The sequence below is a fragment of the Pseudomonas sp. AC112 genome, assembly GCF_979253545.1.
This window is the reverse complement of sequence record NZ_CEEDCM010000001.1, coordinates 4084496-4099927: the sequence shown is the minus strand read 5'-3', so window position 1 is coordinate 4099927 and position 15432 is coordinate 4084496. Positions and strand designations below refer to the sequence as shown.

The 15432-nt window shown below is 61.4% G+C and carries 18 protein-coding genes; 4 read left to right on the top strand and 14 right to left on the bottom strand.

Translation table 11 applies throughout. The features are described from left to right. Positions 1–92 precede the first annotated feature (92 nt). Positions 93–416, bottom strand: coding sequence for an SEL1-like repeat protein (locus AC0IYN_RS18980; RefSeq protein WP_078049644.1), 324 nt, complete (start codon positions 414–416; stop codon positions 93–95). Between the two features lie 457 nt (positions 417–873). Between AC0IYN_RS18980 and AC0IYN_RS18975 the strand changes: the two genes are divergently transcribed. From AC0IYN_RS18975 to AC0IYN_RS18960, 4 genes are all read left to right on the top strand, one after another. Next, entirely contained in the window at positions 874–1179 is a 306-nt protein-coding gene (locus AC0IYN_RS18975; RefSeq protein ID WP_458375728.1) for a hypothetical protein, read from the top strand. Between the two features lie 444 nt (positions 1180–1623). Further along, entirely contained in the window at positions 1624–1848 is a 225-nt protein-coding gene (locus tag AC0IYN_RS18970; RefSeq protein ID WP_005790139.1) for a hypothetical protein, read from the top strand. Positions 1849–2127: 279 nt separating this feature from the next. Beyond that, positions 2128–2610 (top strand): hypothetical protein, encoded by a 483-nt coding sequence (locus AC0IYN_RS18965; protein WP_406598559.1) that lies wholly within the window; start codon positions 2128–2130, stop codon positions 2608–2610. Positions 2611–2756: 146 nt separating this feature from the next. Next, a complete protein-coding gene (locus AC0IYN_RS18960; protein ID WP_406598560.1) occupies positions 2757–4046 on the top strand; it encodes an OmpP1/FadL family transporter in 1290 nt (429 codons plus the stop codon). Positions 4047–4111: 65 nt separating this feature from the next. On the opposite strand, the gene AC0IYN_RS18955 is transcribed toward AC0IYN_RS18960, so the two are convergent. From AC0IYN_RS18955 to cobO, 13 genes are all read right to left on the bottom strand, one after another. Further along, on the bottom strand, positions 4112–4663 hold the full coding sequence (locus AC0IYN_RS18955; RefSeq protein WP_406598561.1) for a glutathione peroxidase: 552 nt from the start codon (positions 4661–4663) through the stop codon (positions 4112–4114). 150 nt (positions 4664–4813) lie between these two features. Then, a complete protein-coding gene (locus AC0IYN_RS18950; protein WP_471844803.1) occupies positions 4814–6013 on the bottom strand; it encodes an MFS transporter in 1200 nt (399 codons plus the stop codon). A 63-nt stretch (positions 6014–6076) separates the two neighbouring features. Beyond that, on the bottom strand, positions 6077–6481 hold the full coding sequence (locus AC0IYN_RS18945; protein ID WP_406598562.1) for a MarR family winged helix-turn-helix transcriptional regulator: 405 nt from the start codon (positions 6479–6481) through the stop codon (positions 6077–6079). Between the two features lie 42 nt (positions 6482–6523). Continuing rightward, entirely contained in the window at positions 6524–7252 is a 729-nt protein-coding gene (locus tag AC0IYN_RS18940) for an adenosylcobinamide-GDP ribazoletransferase (RefSeq protein ID WP_471842512.1), read from the bottom strand. 2 nt (positions 7253–7254) lie between these two features. Beyond that, positions 7255–7830 carry an alpha-ribazole phosphatase family protein gene (gene cobC, locus AC0IYN_RS18935; protein WP_471842510.1) on the bottom strand — a complete coding sequence of 192 codons (576 nt, stop codon included), beginning with the start codon at positions 7828–7830 and terminating at the stop codon, positions 7255–7257. Further along, entirely contained in the window at positions 7827–8882 is a 1056-nt protein-coding gene (cobT, locus tag AC0IYN_RS18930) for a nicotinate-nucleotide--dimethylbenzimidazole phosphoribosyltransferase (RefSeq protein WP_406598565.1), read from the bottom strand. The genes cobC and cobT overlap by 4 nt, the downstream gene beginning before the upstream one ends. Then, a complete protein-coding gene (cobU, locus tag AC0IYN_RS18925; RefSeq protein WP_471842507.1) occupies positions 8879–9400 on the bottom strand; it encodes a bifunctional adenosylcobinamide kinase/adenosylcobinamide-phosphate guanylyltransferase in 522 nt (173 codons plus the stop codon). Before cobU ends, cobT begins: the two co-directional genes overlap by 4 nt. A gap of 91 nt (positions 9401–9491) precedes the next feature. Further along, on the bottom strand, positions 9492–10943 hold the full coding sequence (locus tag AC0IYN_RS18920) for a cobyric acid synthase (RefSeq protein ID WP_406598567.1): 1452 nt from the start codon (positions 10941–10943) through the stop codon (positions 9492–9494). Continuing rightward, complete coding sequence (gene cobD, locus AC0IYN_RS18915; protein WP_457239600.1) at positions 10940–11929, bottom strand: threonine-phosphate decarboxylase CobD; 990 nt, start codon at positions 11927–11929, stop codon at positions 10940–10942. The genes AC0IYN_RS18920 and cobD overlap by 4 nt, the downstream gene beginning before the upstream one ends. Continuing rightward, a complete protein-coding gene (gene cbiB / locus AC0IYN_RS18910; RefSeq protein WP_471842504.1) occupies positions 11922–12830 on the bottom strand; it encodes an adenosylcobinamide-phosphate synthase CbiB in 909 nt (302 codons plus the stop codon). The genes cobD and cbiB overlap by 8 nt, the downstream gene beginning before the upstream one ends. Next, a complete protein-coding gene (gene bluB, locus AC0IYN_RS18905; RefSeq protein WP_457239601.1) occupies positions 12827–13477 on the bottom strand; it encodes a 5,6-dimethylbenzimidazole synthase in 651 nt (216 codons plus the stop codon). The genes cbiB and bluB overlap by 4 nt, the downstream gene beginning before the upstream one ends. Next, positions 13474–14805 carry a cobyrinate a,c-diamide synthase gene (locus AC0IYN_RS18900; RefSeq protein ID WP_471842500.1) on the bottom strand — a complete coding sequence of 444 codons (1332 nt, stop codon included), beginning with the start codon at positions 14803–14805 and terminating at the stop codon, positions 13474–13476. The genes bluB and AC0IYN_RS18900 overlap by 4 nt, the downstream gene beginning before the upstream one ends. Then, positions 14802–15413 carry a cob(I)yrinic acid a,c-diamide adenosyltransferase gene (gene cobO / locus AC0IYN_RS18895; protein ID WP_406598572.1) on the bottom strand — a complete coding sequence of 204 codons (612 nt, stop codon included), beginning with the start codon at positions 15411–15413 and terminating at the stop codon, positions 14802–14804. Before cobO ends, AC0IYN_RS18900 begins: the two co-directional genes overlap by 4 nt. Positions 15414–15432 lie beyond the last annotated feature (19 nt).

Sequence of the window (15432 nt, the reverse complement as noted above, 5' to 3'; positions counted from 1 at the left end):
CCAGGGCAATGCTGGTCCAGTCAAAAGCCATAGAAATGTCTGCCATCACCGAAAAAAAACAAGGTTAGCGGAGCGCAGGGCCTGAGGACAGCTCAGTCTTCGACCTGGCCCAGTTCACGTTGGGCGCGGCGGTCACCGGCGCGGGCCGCGAGGCGCAGCAGGTCGTGGCCGATGCGGCGGTCGCGGGCATTCCCGCATTCACGGCACATCAGTTGGCCCAGGCGGCTTTGGGCAGCGACCACGCCTTCACGGGCCGGCTGCTTGAGCAGACGCCCAGCGAAATGTTTGACGTTGGTGTTGTGACCCAGGCGCGGACTGTCGAGCAACCACAAGGCAACTTTCAAGGAGAAGCGCTTGGGGGCGGTAACAGTTTGAGGGGCGTCGGTAACAGAAGGTGATACTGAGCGAAACTTCATAAAGCACTGTGGGACAGATCGGAAGGCGCGCCACTCTACTCTTTTTTTCGTACAGGTAAAGCTGAAAAAACTCTGCACGCCCGTTCTAGAGCAAGCGCTCGGGACAATCCACAGAAGCTGTGGATAACTCAGTGGACAACCCCCCTTTAACTCGCGCAAAGCCGCATGGAATGGGGGCCGCAGTCAAACTGACGATTTTTTCACCAATAAAAAAAAGCCAGATTTTTCATTGACTTAAATTTCCATTGCAGGCAAATGGCGCCCCTGCACGGCAAATGACAGCGCGGTTACACGCCCCGCAACTAATGTGCACAAGTACCCATCTGATGGTTATATCAGCGGCTTTTTTTGAAGCGACACGCGTCATAAATGTTACCGCCGGCGCAAACCTGGCACTTTTCAAACCTTTCCTGGCTCGCCACACTCCCGGACCTACAGCGCAATGGTAGTAGGGTCGATGAAAGGAATTCTGTTGTTCGCCGTGTTGCTACTGGCCATCTGCGCCATTTCACTGGGAATCAATGCCGCATTGCCGTCCCCGGACGGGGCGTTGTTTGCCATCGCTATCTTGCTGTCGGCGGCGTTCACGGCGGTCAGCCTATGCATCGAGCTGGGTGAAGGTCGAATCAATGACATGGGCGATGTGATGAAGGTGGTGGAGGCTGGCCAGTCCCTGCGACTGACGCTCGCCGCCTACGGCCTGGGCTGCTCGCTGGCAGCCGCAATGACAGTGCTGGTCTATCGCGGCCTGCTGGGTGGCTGATTGAAGTTTTTTTGCTATCACACTTCCCTTACCGGATTCAATCCGTTACTATCCGCGGCGTTAGTACCAAGCTGAAAGTCAATTCTGGTCGAACAACTCCCCTGTCCAACACGGGATCGACCACCTCGATGGTTTCCAGGTATCGCTTGCGACGACACTGCCTTTGAACAAGCAAAGGGTGTCGCGAAGTTTCAATACTCTGACCGAACCAGCCTGCAAATTGATCAGGATCTTCACCCCGGGCCCAGAACCTTTGCCCCTGTTGTGTTGCCTGCCCTCCTAAGTACCTACCTGCCAGCCCAAGCGCGCCTAACTTATTAGCGCTTCAAACTGGCTGCTTTGTTCCAGTCGGGTTCTTCGTTTGATCAATGGTGATCAACGTTACTGGAACGTTTTAACGTTGCACGGTTCTTAATCCGTGTCATTTGTAGGAACACCAATAATATGAACGCTCAAATCCACACTCAGGATGCCATTCGCACCCTCACTAACGCTTTTGCCCCAATGAACTGCCTGATCATGGCCGCTCGCAAAGGCTGCTTCAGCTTCACCCTGGTCAACGAACACGGCATCGCTCGTCATAGCGAACGCCTGTACCCCGATCAATACTCCAGCGCAGAACCGCTGCAGGCCGTGATCGAGCGTACCCGTCAGGCGCTGACTGCCTGATCGACCCGAGTCGCTGAAACACAAAAACCCTGTTTAAAAAGCAGGGTTTTTTATTGCCTGGCTTTTATGCACAGGCGGGGGCTCTAAGTTCGAATAGATATAAACGTTATAACTAAATGAAGAAGATGTTTTAAAAACAGTCCTTTACATCACAAATATGACACTACACTTCAACTCAAGCGGCATGATCCGCTTCCGGCGAGCCTGAGATCCGATTCACTGCTGCCAAGCCCCCACCTTCTCAGGCCTCGTCGACCACTTTCACGGATTGAGGCTTGTATGGGTATCGCCGCCAGTGAATTGTGTCGTTATGTGATCCGGCCGACCTTGATGTATCTCGGCCGCCATAACCCGACGGCCGAGTCCCTACTGCTGGGCATTGCCGCCAGCCAGTCGGAACTCGGCTCCGCGTTGCACGATCGCCGTGGGCATGGCTTGTACAGCATCACCGAACCGCGCCACCGCGCCTTGTGGGATGACTACCTGGCGCTCGACCCCGAACGTGCCAGCCTGGTACGCGGGTTGGCCAGCCAGCACGCCTTCCTCAGCGCGCCACAACTGGAGCTGACGGTGAACCTGCGTTACGCCACGGCAATCGCCTGGCTTTTGGTCGAACAACACACCCCCGCACTGCCACCGCCTGGAGATGTACTGGCCATGGCGCGTATCTGGAAAGAAATTTTTCACCCACAGGGACGACTGCGCGATTTCACTCAAGCCTGGCAAACCTGTGTTTCACCCATGAATCACGCGGTTTGCTGACCGGGCATTTTGCAAGATTCGTCAAAAACCCTGAATTTTGGTCGGATTGTCCTACAAAATCGCTCTATCTCCTGCATTACAGCCTATAGCGCGATCTTAAATTTATTGTTACTTTCCGCAGCGGTGATCACCACGGAGTTCTAATAATGAAAAAAGTAATGCTCAAGACCACACTTAGCCTCGCCGTTGCCATGGCATCCTCCCACCTGTTTGCAAGCGGTTTCGCACTGAACGAACAGAGCGTCAGCGGGATGGGTACGGGTTTCGCAGGTCGCTCTTCTTCTGCCGATGATGCAAGCACTGTTTATGGTAACCCTGCCGGTATGGCTCGCCTGAATGGCCAGCAGATCACCGGTGGTGTTGCAGCAATTGACGCCTCGACTGACATCAGCAGCACAGGCGGCAACTCTCGCGGCTCCAACAAAGGTGACATGGTTCCGTTCACCGCGGTGCCATTTGGTTTCTATACCAACAAACTCAATGACCAGTGGGCTATCGGCTTCGGTGTCTACGCACCGTTCGGCTTGGTGACCGACTATGAAAGCGGCTTCCAAGGCCGTGGTTTCGGCAGCAAGAGCGAAGTGAAGGTCATGACCTTCCAGCCAACTGTCAGCTATGCGTTCAACGACCGCGTGTCCATCGGCTTTGGTCCGACCATTAATCGGATTTCCGGTGTGCTGGAGTCGGATAAGACACTGGTTGCTGGCGCCCCATTCGGTGACACCAATGTCAAGATCAAGGGTGACGATACCGCGCTTGGCTTCAACGTTGGCGTGTTGGTCCAGGCGACCGACACCACCCGCGTCGGTCTGACCTACCACTCGAAGGTCAAGTACAAGCTGGAAGGTCACACGACCGTCAGCGGCCCGGCACAAACTCAAGGAGTCCTGCGTAATAATCGTTACGATGCCTCCCTGAAAATCGACACCCCAGAATCCTATGACCTGTCCGTGACACAAGATCTGACTGACGCATGGAAACTGTATGGCGGTGCAACCTGGACACGCTGGAGCCGCCTGAAGGAAATCACCGTCAACAACGACGGCGTAACCGCAGCGGGCGGCATTTTGGCACCTAGCCAACTCAGCGCGATTACCGAGAAGCAAGACTGGCACGACACCTGGGCTTACGCCGTGGGTACCTCGTATCAGTTGACCAAACAAGTGGTACTGCGTACCGGCCTGACCTTCGACCAGTCGCCTACCAACAACACTGATCGTTCGCCGCGTATTCCTACTGGCGATCGCACGATCTTCAGCGTGGGCCTGGGCTACAAAGTCATGGATAACATGACCATCGATCTGGCCTACTCGTACCTGAAAGAAGAAGATGTGAAGGTCAACAACACGGCCAACCCACCTTCTACCGCCAGCTACCGCGCCAAATACGAAAACAGTGCCAACGGTTTCGGCCTGGGCATGACCTACACCTTCTGATTCAGACGGGTGTAAAAAAGCCCCGCTCTCCTGCAAAGGAGGCGGGGCTTTTTAATGGCTGGCGATCAAGGCTTGGACGCTATCGCCGCCTCCACCGCCTTGATCAACTCCGGACTGTCCGGCTTGGTCAGGCTGGAGAAATTGGCAATCACCTTACCCTGCCGATCCACCACGTACTTGTAGAAATTCCACTTCGGCGGCGCGTCAGTCTGCTGCGCCAACACCTTGAACAAGTGCACCGCATCCGGTCCCTTGACCTTCTGCGGCTCGGTCATGGTGAACGTCACGCCGTAATTCACGTAGCAGACCTTGGCGGTCTCTTCGCCAGTCTTGGCTTCTTGCTTGAAGTCATCGGACGGCACACCGATCACTTCCAACCCTTCGCCCTTGTAGCGCTGATACAAGGCTTCGAGGCCTTTGAACTGTGGAGCAAACCCGCAGAAGCTCGCGGTATTGACGATCACCAAGGGCTTGCCAGCAAAGCGCTGGCACAGGTCGATGGATTCCTTGGCGCGCAGCTTGGGCAATTGGCCCTCCAGCAACGGCGGGCAACTGGCGGCCAGGGCGGCGCTGCCAATGGCCATCAGGACGGGTACAGCGAGCCAGCGCATCTGCATGTCGTGTGTCCTTGAAAATATTCAGGCTACGAACTTAACAGATCGACATACCCAGTTGCATCAACGCCAGCCCACCGTGTTGCCAGCCCCACCAGGCCAGCAGCACCAGGACTAACCCTGCCGCGAGTATCACACCGCGTACCGCCAGACTCATGCTGCCTCCATCTGCGCCTGCAATCGCGCCACTGGCCGTTCACGCACCGGCCAGTTCAGGGCCGCGGCGAGCAGGCTCAACAGAATTGCCACCTGCCAGATCAAATCGTAGTTACCCGTTCGATCATAGACCACCCCACCCAACCAGCCGCCCAGGAACGAACCGAGTTGGTGGAACAGGAACACGATCCCACCGAGCATGGAGAGGTTTCGCACACCAAACAGTGTCGCGACGGTGCCGTTGGTCAGCGGCACGGTGGACAGCCACAAAAAGCCCATGGCCATGCCAAACAGATAGGCCGTGACTTCGGTGACGGGCGCCCACAGAAACAGCACGATCACCACAGCGCGCAGCAGGTACAAGCCAGTCAGCAAACGTGGCTTGGACATACGCCCGCCGAGCCACCCGGCAGTATAGGTCCCGAAGATATTGAACAAGCCAATCAGCGCCAACACCGTGGTGCCGACGGTGGCCGGCAGGTGCTGGTCCACCAGGTAGGCTGGCAAATGCACACCGATGAACACCACCTGGAAACCGCAGACAAAAAAGCCAAAGGCCAACAGCAAGAAGCCGGAATGAGAGCAAGCTTCCTTCAAGGCTTCACGCAGGGTCTGCTGACCGGCCATTACCGGCAGTGGCTTATCCTTGAGCATCGCGACCAGCGGCAAAATCAGCGCCACCATCAAGCCCAACGCCAGCAGTGCGGCAGACCAGCCGAGCCAACTGATCAGGCCCAGGGTGCCCGGCACCATCGCAAACTGTCCAAATGAACCTGCGGCACTGGCAATCCCCATCGCCATGCTGCGTTTTTCCGGGGCCACCGCACGGCCGACCACGCCGAGGATCACCGAGAACGAGGTGCCTGACAGGCCGATACCGATCAGCAGGCCCGCACTGAGGGACAGCGACCATGCCGAATCGGACATGCCCATCAACACCAGGCCTGCGGCGTACAGGACGCCACCAACGAAGACCGCTTTGGTGGCGCCAAACCGGTCGGCCAGCGCACCGGTAAACGGCTGCGCTAGGCCCCAGATCAGGTTTTGCAAAGCGATGGCAAAGGCGAAGGTCTCACGGCCCCAGCCGAACTCGCTGCTCATCGGTGCGAGAAACAAGCCGAAGCCGTGCCGCACGCCCAACGACAGCGCCAGGATCAGCGCACTCCCCACAAGAATCCAGCCACTGGTGCGCCACATCGAGTTCATTTCTTATTCTCCGCTCGCGGGTATATACCCGCTTATAGTCGGACAAACCCGCGCTCAGGCGAGTTCGTCCAGCAAGGCCAACAAGGTTTCGCGTTTTTCCGCGCCGAGTTGATCGATCAATTTCTGCTGTGCCGCCTCCCAGGCGGGTAATGCGGCGGCGAGTCGCGCTTCACCGTCCTCGGTCAACGTCACCAGGCGGTTACGCAGATCGTCACCCTCAACCAACTGCACCAGGCCCTCGCCTTCCAGCACCCGCAGGTTGCGTCCCAAGGTGCTGCGATCCAGGCCCATGGCTTCCGCCAGGCTGGAAATGCTTGGCTGGTCGAGGCGCTGCAGGTTGCACAGCAGAGAATACTGGGCGACGTTGATCCCGAAGCCATCAAGGGCGCCGTCGTAATGCCTGCTGACGCCACGGGCGGCACGTCGCAGATTGGTACACAAACATTGGGAGGCAAGCATGGAACGTGTATATACCCGCGATTAAGGAAATGCAAGAAAGTGTTACAGCGCCAGACCGACCACGACCGCGACTTCCAACAGTTCAAGCATGGCGCCTGCGGTATCCCCCGTGGTGCCGCGCAGGCGATTGACCATCAATTGGCGCAGGCCCATGAAGCAGATCGCCGCGAGCAATACGGCCATCCCGCCGCTGACACCGCCGATCAGCACGCAGGCCAGGCCACTGAGGATCAGTACCTGTTGGCCGACAATCCTCGGTAAATGGTCCGACAATGCCTGGCCCAATCCTCCGGCACGCACATAGCGTGTGCAGAGAAACAACGCCAGCATCGACGCGCGGCCAATCAGCGGTGCCAGGATCAGCGCTGCGCCGTTATGTTGCTCGATCAAGGCCACCAGCGCGGTGAATTTGAGCAACAGCACCAACCCCAGCGTAACCACGGCAATCGGCCCGCTGCGCGGGTCTTTCATGATCGTGAGCGTACGCTCGCGGTCGCCGAAGCCACCCAGCCAGGCATCGGCGCTGTCCGCCAGGCCGTCCAGGTGCAGACCGCCACTGAGCAACACCCAGGCCGTCAGCAACAGTGCGGCGTGCAGCAACAACGGTGCCCCCATCAAGACGCTGTTCAGGGCCCACAACAGCACACCGAACAACAGCCCGACGACGGGATAGAACAGCAACGAGCGCCCCAATTCGTGAGGCTGCGGCATGCCCGGCAAGCGAATCGGCAGGCTGCTGAGAAACTGCAGGGCAATCCAGAATGGCAGCATGTCTACACCCTTTCCTTCAGGACACCGTCCGCCGCGACCTGCACACTGAATAGTCCGCCGTGGCCCACTTCGACATTCAACAGTTGCTCCCGGGGCAAGCCACGCGCTTGTGCCAGCAGAAGACGCATCACGCCACCGTGACTGATCAGCAACACACGCTCACCGGCGTAGGCCTGGTGCAAGCGTGCGATTGCGCCCAGCACGCGGTCGGAAAAAGCGCTGACAGGCTCGCCGTCGGGTGGTGTAAAGCTGTAGGGATCGGTCCAGAACAACCCCAGGCCCTCAGCGTCAGTCTTCATCAAGGCTGCCGCACTCTGGCCCTCCCAAGCGCCGAAGTGCAGCTCTTGCAGGTCCTTCTCCAGCGTCACCGGCAGATTGAGCTGAGCGCCCAATTCCTCGGCAAACCGCGCACAACGCTGCAGTGGCGAACTGACTAAACGGTCCCACGGTCCCTGCTCCATCACCGCCGCGCGCATCTGCGCCCAGCCCTTGGCGGTGAGTGCGTCGTCCAGGCTGCCACGCAAGCCACCACCCAATTCGGTTTCGCCGTGGCGCAGCAGGTCAAGGCGCAAGGTCATGCCGGGCGGTCTGCCACGGCGGCTTCGGCGAAGGTCGCCATCTGCCCGTGCAGCGCGCAGGCCAGGCGCAACAACGGCACCGCCAGCGCGGCACCGCTGCCTTCACCCAGGCGCAGGCCCAGTTCCAACAACGGCTGCGCGTCGAGGCGCTGCAACACATGGCGATGACCAGGCTCGGCGCCGCGATGGCCGAACACCAGCCACTCACGGCACGCCGGGTTCAAACGTGTGGCAACCAGCGCCGCGACCGTGCAGATGAACCCATCCACCAGCACCACGATGCCTTCCTGGGCGCACGCCAGATACGCGCCCACCAGGGCGGCAATCTCAAAGCCGCCCAGATTGAACAGGGTCTGCAACGCATCCCCACGCTGACCGGCATGCAACGCCAGTGCACGCTCGATCACGGCCACCTTGTGGCTGACACCCTGGGCATTCAACCCAGTGCCCGGCCCCGTGAGGTCGCTGACCTGGCAATCGAGCAAGGCACACGCCAGCGCGCTGGCGGCGGTAGTGTTGCCGATACCCATCTCACCGCCGATGAACAGTTGCGCACCGTTCGCCAACGCACGTCGCGCACTGTCGCGACCGGCCTGCAAGGCGAGTTGCCCCTGGGCCTCGGTCATCGCTGGAGCGTTGACGAAGTTGGCGGTGCCGGCGCCGATATTCAGGTGACGCACGCCCGGCAGGTTCAAGGACGGCGTTACGGTCCCCAGGTCGACCACTTCCAGCTGCGCGTCCAGTTGCCGCGCCAATACGCTGATGGCCGCACCGCCGGAGACAAAGTTTTGCAGCATCTGCCCGGTGACTTCCTGGGGAAACGCCGACACGCCTTCGGCGACCACGCCATGGTCACCGGCGAAGATGGCGATCCACAGTGAATCCACCGACGGTTTGACCTGGCCCTGCAAGCCAGCCAATTGCACCGCCAGCGCCTCCAACTGACCGAGCGAGCCGGCCGGCTTGGTCAATTGCTGCTGGCGCGCCAGGGCTTGTTCGTACGCTTGAGCGTCGATCGCCTTACAAGGGTTGAGCCACCAGGTGTCAGTCATAACGCAGTACCTTTCAGAGTCAGGGGCAGGCCGGCAACGGTCAGGACAACACGCTGACAACGCTCGGCCAAGGCTTGATGGAGCCAACCGGCTTCATCCACATAGCGGCGAGTCAATTCGCCCAGCGGCACGACACCCAGACCGGTCTCGTTGCTGACAAAAATGATTTCACCCGGCAACGACGCCAGGGTGTCCAGCAGTTGATCGCGCTCGGACGCCAAGCGCCCGGCGTCTTCGAGCATCAGCAGATTGGTCAGCCACAGGGTCAGGCAGTCCACCAGCAGACACTGCCCGGTGGCCGCGTGGTCCCGCAGCACGCGAGCCAGTTCAATCGGCTCTTCGATCAGGCCCCAATGGTCCGGGCGACGCTGGCGATGCAACGCGACACGCTCGTTCATTTCGCCATCCAGCGGTTGGCTGGTGGCGATGTAAGTGACTGGCAAGGCGCTGTCGCTGGCGAGCTTCTCCGCCAGACGACTTTTACCGGAGCGCGCGCCGCCGAGGATCAGTTGAAGCATGGGATGGCACCTTGGATTGGCTGAAATGGGTTGACCGTTAGGCCGCCTTCGCGAGCAAGCCCGCTCCCACACGAGGACCGCGTACCCCTGCTCAAATCCCACATAGATTGCGCAACAACTCAGTATCCAAATGATTCTCCACCAGGTCCGCCAGGCGCTCGATATCGCGCTCGCGCAAGGCGTGGTAGTCAACCTCCTGCACATCCTGCAACCCAGCCCAGCGTAATAAGGCACTGCACGCCGCTGGCGTTTCGAACACGCCGTGAAGGTAGGTGCCGAGAATCTGTCCATCAGCACTCTGGGCGCCATCGCTGCGACCGTCGTCCAGCAAAACAGCGGCGTTCGCCAAGGCAGCACCGGTCGTCACGCCCGCATGAATTTCATAACCGCTGACGTGCACATCCTCCAGCAACAACCGCCCGCGCACATTGCGCAGTTGCTTCTCTTCCTCCAGCCTGGTGCTGAACGCCAGCAAGCCCAGCCCATCACTGGAGCCGGCAGGCCCTTCCAGGCCCAACGGGTCATGCACCTGCTCGCCAAGCATCTGCAAGCCGCCACAGATACCGAGCACCTTACCGCCATAGCGCAAGTGCCGCGCCACGGCGTTTTCCCAACCGTTGGCGCGCAGATAGGCCAAGTCGCTGCGTACGCTTTTCGAGCCTGGGAGGATGATCAGGTCGGCAGCCGGGATCGGCTGGCCAGGGCCAACGAACTGCAAATCCACCTGGGGATGCAGGCGCAGTGGGTCGAAGTCCGTGTGGTTGCTGATGCGCGGCAACACCGGCACCACCACCTTGAGCACCTGCGCCGCCTTGTCGATCTGGCGCTGGTCGATGCCGTCCTCGGCTTCCAGGTGCAGGTCCATCACGTAGGGCAGAACGCCCACCACCGGTTTGCCGGTGCGCGCTTCCAGCCAGTCCAGGCCCGGCTGCAATAAGGCGATGTCACCGCGAAAACGGTTGATGATGAAGCCTTTGACCCGCGCCTGTTCCGTGGGCGAGAGCAATTCCAGGGTGCCGACCAAGTGGGCAAAAACGCCGCCACGATTGATGTCGGCGATCAACAGCACCGGGCAGTCCACCGCCTCGGCGAAGCCCATGTTGGCGATGTCGTTGGCGCGCAGGTTGATCTCCGCCGGGGACCCCGCGCCTTCGACCATCACTACCGGGTAGGCCTGGCTCAGGCGTGCATGGGAAGCCAGCACCGCCTGCATCGCGATGGCTTTGTAGTCGTGATAGGCCACCGCGTTCATGCTGGTCACGGCGCGGCCATGGATGATCACTTGAGAGCCGGTATCGCTGTTGGGTTTGAGTAGCACCGGGTTCATATCGGTGTGTGGCGCCAGGTTGGCGGCCTGGGCCTGCACCGCCTGGGCGCGGCCGATCTCGCCGCCTTCGGCGGTCACCGCGCTGTTGAGCGCCATGTTCTGTGGCTTGAAGGGCGCCACCGCCACGCCCTGGCGTACCAGCCAGCGGCACAGTGCCGTCACCAACGTGCTCTTGCCGGCGTCGGAGGTGGTGCCTTGCACCATCAGCGTACTCATGTCGCTTCCTTATAGGCGACCAGCGCTGCGTCGAGACGCTGCCAGTCGGCCTCGGTATCGGGCAGGCCAAAGCGCAGGCTGCTGTCGTGGACAAACAGGCGCAGCAGGATGCCGCGCTGGGCCATGAATTCGTGCATGCGTTCGGCGTGGGGCGTGATCAGCCATTGGAACAGGGCACAGCCGCCCTGGGGTTGAAAGCCGTGGCGCTCAAGCGAAGCGAACAGACGCTGGCCCGCCTCGATGCATCGTGCGCGTTGCCGCGCTTGCCCGGCGGTGTCGCGCAGGCACACTTGGCCCAACACCCGCGTCGGCCCGCTGACCGCCCACGGCCCGACCTGTTCGGCGAGCAACTTGAGCAACTTGCGTTCGGCCAACACGAAGCCCAGTCGCACGCCGGCGAGGCCAAAAAACTTGCCAAACGAGCGCAACACAATCAGGCCAACCTGATGCGCCTGGCCCGCCAGGCTCAGTTGGGGCGTTACGTCCATGAACGCTTCGTCCACCACCAGCCAGCCGCCGCGCTGGGCCAGCCGCGAGTGCCAGTCAAGCAGGCGTTGCGGAGTCAAGCTCAAGCCGGTGGGGTTGTTGGGGTTGACCACCACCAGCACATCGAGGCCATCAAGGAAGAAGTCGACTTCCTGCTCCTGCACTTCGCGCACCACGTAACCGGCACGGCGCCAGGCTTCGGCGTGTTCGGCATAACACGGCGACAGCACGCCGACCTTGCCGGCACGGCGCAGGCGCGGCAGCAACTGGATGGCCGCCTGGGAGCCGGGCACCGGCAACAGGTGTGCTGCGCCGTAATACTCGCTGGCGGCCTGCTCCAGGCCGTCGTCGGTTTCCGGCAGGCGTGCCCAGGCGCGCAGGGGAATCTCGGGGATCGGCCAGGGCCAAGGCGCGAGTCCGCTGGACAGGTCGAGCCAGTCAGCCTCGGCTATCCCGTACTGAATCGCTGCCTTGCGCAGCCGGCCACCGTGTTCAAGCATAGAATTGCGCCCCCGCACATAGGATCAGCAGCCACAACCATACGCCGCGCTGCACCAGTTGCCAGCCCCGCTCGATGGAATCGGCATCCGCCGCCGGGCCTTCGCCCAATGGCGGACGCTGGTGCACTTTACCGTGATAGATCGCCGCACCACCCAGTTCCACGCCCAGGGCACCTGCACCCGCAGCCATCACGGGGCCGGCGTTGGGGCTGTCCCAGGTCGGGCCCTGGGTGCGCCAGCATTTCAGCGCCAGCCGCGTCTTGCCCAGCAGCGCGTAGGTCAATGCCACAAGACGAGCAGGAATGTAGTTCAGCACATCGTCGATTTTTGCCGCAGCCCAGCCGAAACGCTCGAAGCGTTCGTTGCGATACCCCCACATGGCGTCAAGGGTGTTGCTCAGGCGGTAAAGCACCACGCCCGGCACACCGGCGACCACAAACCAGAAAATCGCGGCGAATACCGCATCGCTGCCGTTTTCCAGCACCGATTCGGTGGCGGCGCGGGCGACTTCGGTGCGGTCCAGCTCGCTGGTCTGGCGGCTGACCAGGTAGCTCACGCGCGTGCGCGCTTCCTCCAGGTCATCGCTGCGCAGGGCCTGGGCCACCGGCATCACATGCTCGCCGAGGCTGCGCATGCCGAGGGCGCAGTACAACGCCAGGATCTCCAGGACCCAGCCGATATACGGCGCCCACGACAAGGCCGTCGCCGCCAGGGTCAGCGGCACCACGGCGATAACCCACGCGGTCACACCATGGCTGCGCCAGCCGCGACCACCGCTGTTGAAACGTTGCTCGATGCGCCCGGCAAAATTGCCGAACGCCACCAGCGGATGCCAGCGCCTGGGCTCGCCCAGCAGCGCATCCAGCGCCACGGCAGCGACACACAGCAAGGCCACACTCATTGACTCACTCCCCACACATTCTCATACAACATGTCACTTAATGGCCGAGGCTCGGTCCAGCCTTCGAGCTGCAACATCGGTGCCGGATAGAACTCGTCCACCGGCCCCAGGCACAGTACGGCCAGGGGTTTGGCACCCGGCGGCAAACCCAGCAGGTCGGCCAGCGCCTGCGGCTCGAACAGCGAGACCCAACCCATGCCCAGGCCTTCAACGCGGGCTGCCAGCCACAGATTCTGGATCGCGCAGGACAGCGATGCCATGTCCATTTCCGGCAACGTGCGCCGGCCGAAAATGTGCCGCTCGCGGTCATCCATCAACGCCGCCACCAGCACTTCGGCGCAGTCGTGGATGCCTTCAACCTTGAGCTTCATGAACTCATCGGAGCGCTCGCCCAGGGCTTCGGCAGTGCGTACGCGCTCGACTTCCACCAGTTGTTGAATCTGGCCGCGCAAGGCACGGTCGCTGATACGGATAAAACGCCACGGTTGCATCAAGCCAACACTCGGCGCCTGGTGCGCGGCCTGGAGCAGACGGTGCAGCAGTTCGGGGGCGACAGTGCCGCCGCTGAAGTGGCGCATGTCGCGGCGTTCGGCGATGGCGCGGTAGACAGCTTGGCGGTCGGCCTCGGGGAAGGCGTTGTCGGTCATGGCCTCATCGCCGGCAAGCCGGCTCCTACAAGATCGGGCGCGAACAATGCGGCCACCGCCTGGGGATTCGATGGGAAATAGAAATGTACGTAGGATGCCGTCATCCGACCCTGGCGATAAACCGCCTCGGCACCGCGCCCGCCATTGGGGCTAAGGCCACGCGCAATCGGTTGCCACTCGGTGGTGGTCAGGGAGTGATGATAGGTGTGGCCGCGCAGCGTACCTTCCGGCAATTCGACGCTTTGCAGGGCGAGGGCCGCGAGTTTCTTTTGCATCACGGCATCGCCCTGCAACAAGCCAACCAGTTCGGCGCGGGTGCCGTCGACATCGGTCAGCGAGTCGAGCAGGTAGAGCATGCCACCGCACTCGGCGAGCAAGGGTTTGCCGGCCGCGTGGTGGGCACGGATAGCGTCGAGCATCGGGGTGTTTTCCGACAGCGCCTGGTGGTGCAATTCCGGGTAGCCACCAGGCAGATAAAGACTGTCGGCGTCAGGCAATTCGCGGTCATGGATCGGCGAGAAGAAGCTCAATTCGGCGCCCATTGCCCGCAGCAGGTCGAGGCTGGCGCCGTAGGTAAAGGCGAAGGCTTCGTCACGCGCCACGGCGATGCGCACGCCCTTGAGCAATGGCTCGGCGTCGATCACTTGCGGCGCGGCAAAGGTCACCGGTGGCGGCAACGCTACTTCGCAACTGCTGCCCAACGCTTGGGCAGCCGCGTCCAGGCGCGCATCGAGGTCATTCAGTTCACTGGCCTGCACCAGGCCGAGGTGGCGGCTGGGTAATTCGATACCGGTCTCGCGGGACAAGGCGCCGTACCAGCGCAGGCCTTCGGTGAGGCTGCCTTCCAGCAATTGCGCATGGCGCAGGGTGCCGACGCGATTAGCCAGTACGCCAGCGAATGGCAAATCCGGCTGATAACGCGCCAAGCCCAACGCCAAGGCGCCGAACGTCTGCGCCATGGCCGTGCCGTCGATCACGCCCAGCACCGGCACGCCGAAGTGTCGGGCCAGGTCGGCGCTGGACGGTGTACCGTCGAACAGGCCCATCACGCCTTCGATCAGGATCAGGTCCGCCTCCCCCGCCGCTTCCCACAGCAGGCGGCGACTTTCCTGTTCGCCGACCATCCACATGTCCAATTGGTAAACCGGCGCACCGCTGGCACGCTCGTGGATCATCGGGTCGAGGAAGTCCGGGCCGCATTTGAACACGCGCACCTTGCGCCCCAGGTTGCGGTGCAGCCGCGCCAGTGCGGCGGTGACGGTGGTTTTGCCCTGGCCGGATGCCGGTGCGGCAATCAGGACAGCCGGGCAATGACGGGGCTGATTCAAAGTTCGACGCCCTTCTGTGCCTTGATGCCAGCCTGGAAGGCGTGCTTGAGCATGCCCATTTCGGTGACGGTGTCGCCCAGTTCGATCAATTCAGGCTTGGCACCCCGACCGGTGACCACCACATGTTGCATCGGCGGGCGGGCTTGCAGGTCGCTGAGAACCTGGTCCAAATCGAGGTAGCCGTGCTTGAGGGCGATGTTCAGCTCGTCGAGCACCACCAGGCCGATGGCCGGGTCTTGCAGCAATTCACGGGAAACCGCCCAGGCGGCTTCGGCAGCGGCGATATCGCGCTGGCGGTCCTGGGTCTCCCAAGTGAAACCTTCGCCCATCACATGGAAGCGCACTTGCTCGGGGAAGCGGCGGAAGAACAACTCTTCGCCAGTGCTGTTGCGCCCCTTGATGAACTGCACCACGCCGCACTGCATGCCGTGGCCCATGGCCCGGGCCAGCATGCCGAACGCGGAGCTGCTCTTGCCTTTGCCGTTGCCGGTCAATACCAGCAGCAAGCCACATTCGTTGGGGGAGTTGGCGATGCGCTCGTCGATCACGGCTTTTTTGCGCAGCATGCGCGCCAGGTGGCGTTCGTCGCGGTCGGGGGAATCGGTCATGGCAGCTCTCCGTTGGGGC

What these genes read in the sequence shown, in the direction of transcription:
- cobD (WP_457239600.1), bottom strand. Translation starts at nt 11,929, where the DNA reads ATGCTTGAACACGGTGGCCGGCTGCGCAAGGCAGCGATTCAGTACGGG.
- cbiB (WP_471842504.1), bottom strand. Translation starts at nt 12,830, where the DNA reads ATGAGTGTGGCCTTGCTGTGTGTCGCTGCCGTGGCGCTGGATGCGCTG.
- AC0IYN_RS18950 (WP_471844803.1), bottom strand. Translation starts at nt 6,013, where the DNA reads ATGTGGCGCACCAGTGGCTGGATTCTTGTGGGGAGTGCGCTGATCCTG.
- bluB (WP_457239601.1), bottom strand. Translation starts at nt 13,477, where the DNA reads ATGACCGACAACGCCTTCCCCGAGGCCGACCGCCAAGCTGTCTACCGC.
- AC0IYN_RS18955 (WP_406598561.1), bottom strand. Translation starts at nt 4,663, where the DNA reads ATGCAGATGCGCTGGCTCGCTGTACCCGTCCTGATGGCCATTGGCAGC.
- cobU (WP_471842507.1), bottom strand. Translation starts at nt 9,400, where the DNA reads ATGCTTCAACTGATCCTCGGCGGCGCGCGCTCCGGTAAAAGTCGTCTG.
- cobC (WP_471842510.1), bottom strand. Translation starts at nt 7,830, where the DNA reads ATGACCTTGCGCCTTGACCTGCTGCGCCACGGCGAAACCGAATTGGGT.
- AC0IYN_RS18970 (WP_005790139.1), top strand. Translation starts at nt 1,624, where the DNA reads ATGAACGCTCAAATCCACACTCAGGATGCCATTCGCACCCTCACTAAC.
- AC0IYN_RS18980 (WP_078049644.1), bottom strand. Translation starts at nt 416, where the DNA reads ATGAAGTTTCGCTCAGTATCACCTTCTGTTACCGACGCCCCTCAAACT.
- AC0IYN_RS18975 (WP_458375728.1), top strand. Translation starts at nt 874, where the DNA reads ATGAAAGGAATTCTGTTGTTCGCCGTGTTGCTACTGGCCATCTGCGCC.
- AC0IYN_RS18965 (WP_406598559.1), top strand. Translation starts at nt 2,128, where the DNA reads ATGGGTATCGCCGCCAGTGAATTGTGTCGTTATGTGATCCGGCCGACC.
- AC0IYN_RS18940 (WP_471842512.1), bottom strand. Translation starts at nt 7,252, where the DNA reads ATGCTGCCATTCTGGATTGCCCTGCAGTTTCTCAGCAGCCTGCCGATT.
- AC0IYN_RS18920 (WP_406598567.1), bottom strand. Translation starts at nt 10,943, where the DNA reads ATGAGTACGCTGATGGTGCAAGGCACCACCTCCGACGCCGGCAAGAGC.
- cobT (WP_406598565.1), bottom strand. Translation starts at nt 8,882, where the DNA reads ATGACTGACACCTGGTGGCTCAACCCTTGTAAGGCGATCGACGCTCAA.
- AC0IYN_RS18945 (WP_406598562.1), bottom strand. Translation starts at nt 6,481, where the DNA reads ATGCTTGCCTCCCAATGTTTGTGTACCAATCTGCGACGTGCCGCCCGT.
- AC0IYN_RS18960 (WP_406598560.1), top strand. Translation starts at nt 2,757, where the DNA reads ATGAAAAAAGTAATGCTCAAGACCACACTTAGCCTCGCCGTTGCCATG.
- cobO (WP_406598572.1), bottom strand. Translation starts at nt 15,413, where the DNA reads ATGACCGATTCCCCCGACCGCGACGAACGCCACCTGGCGCGCATGCTG.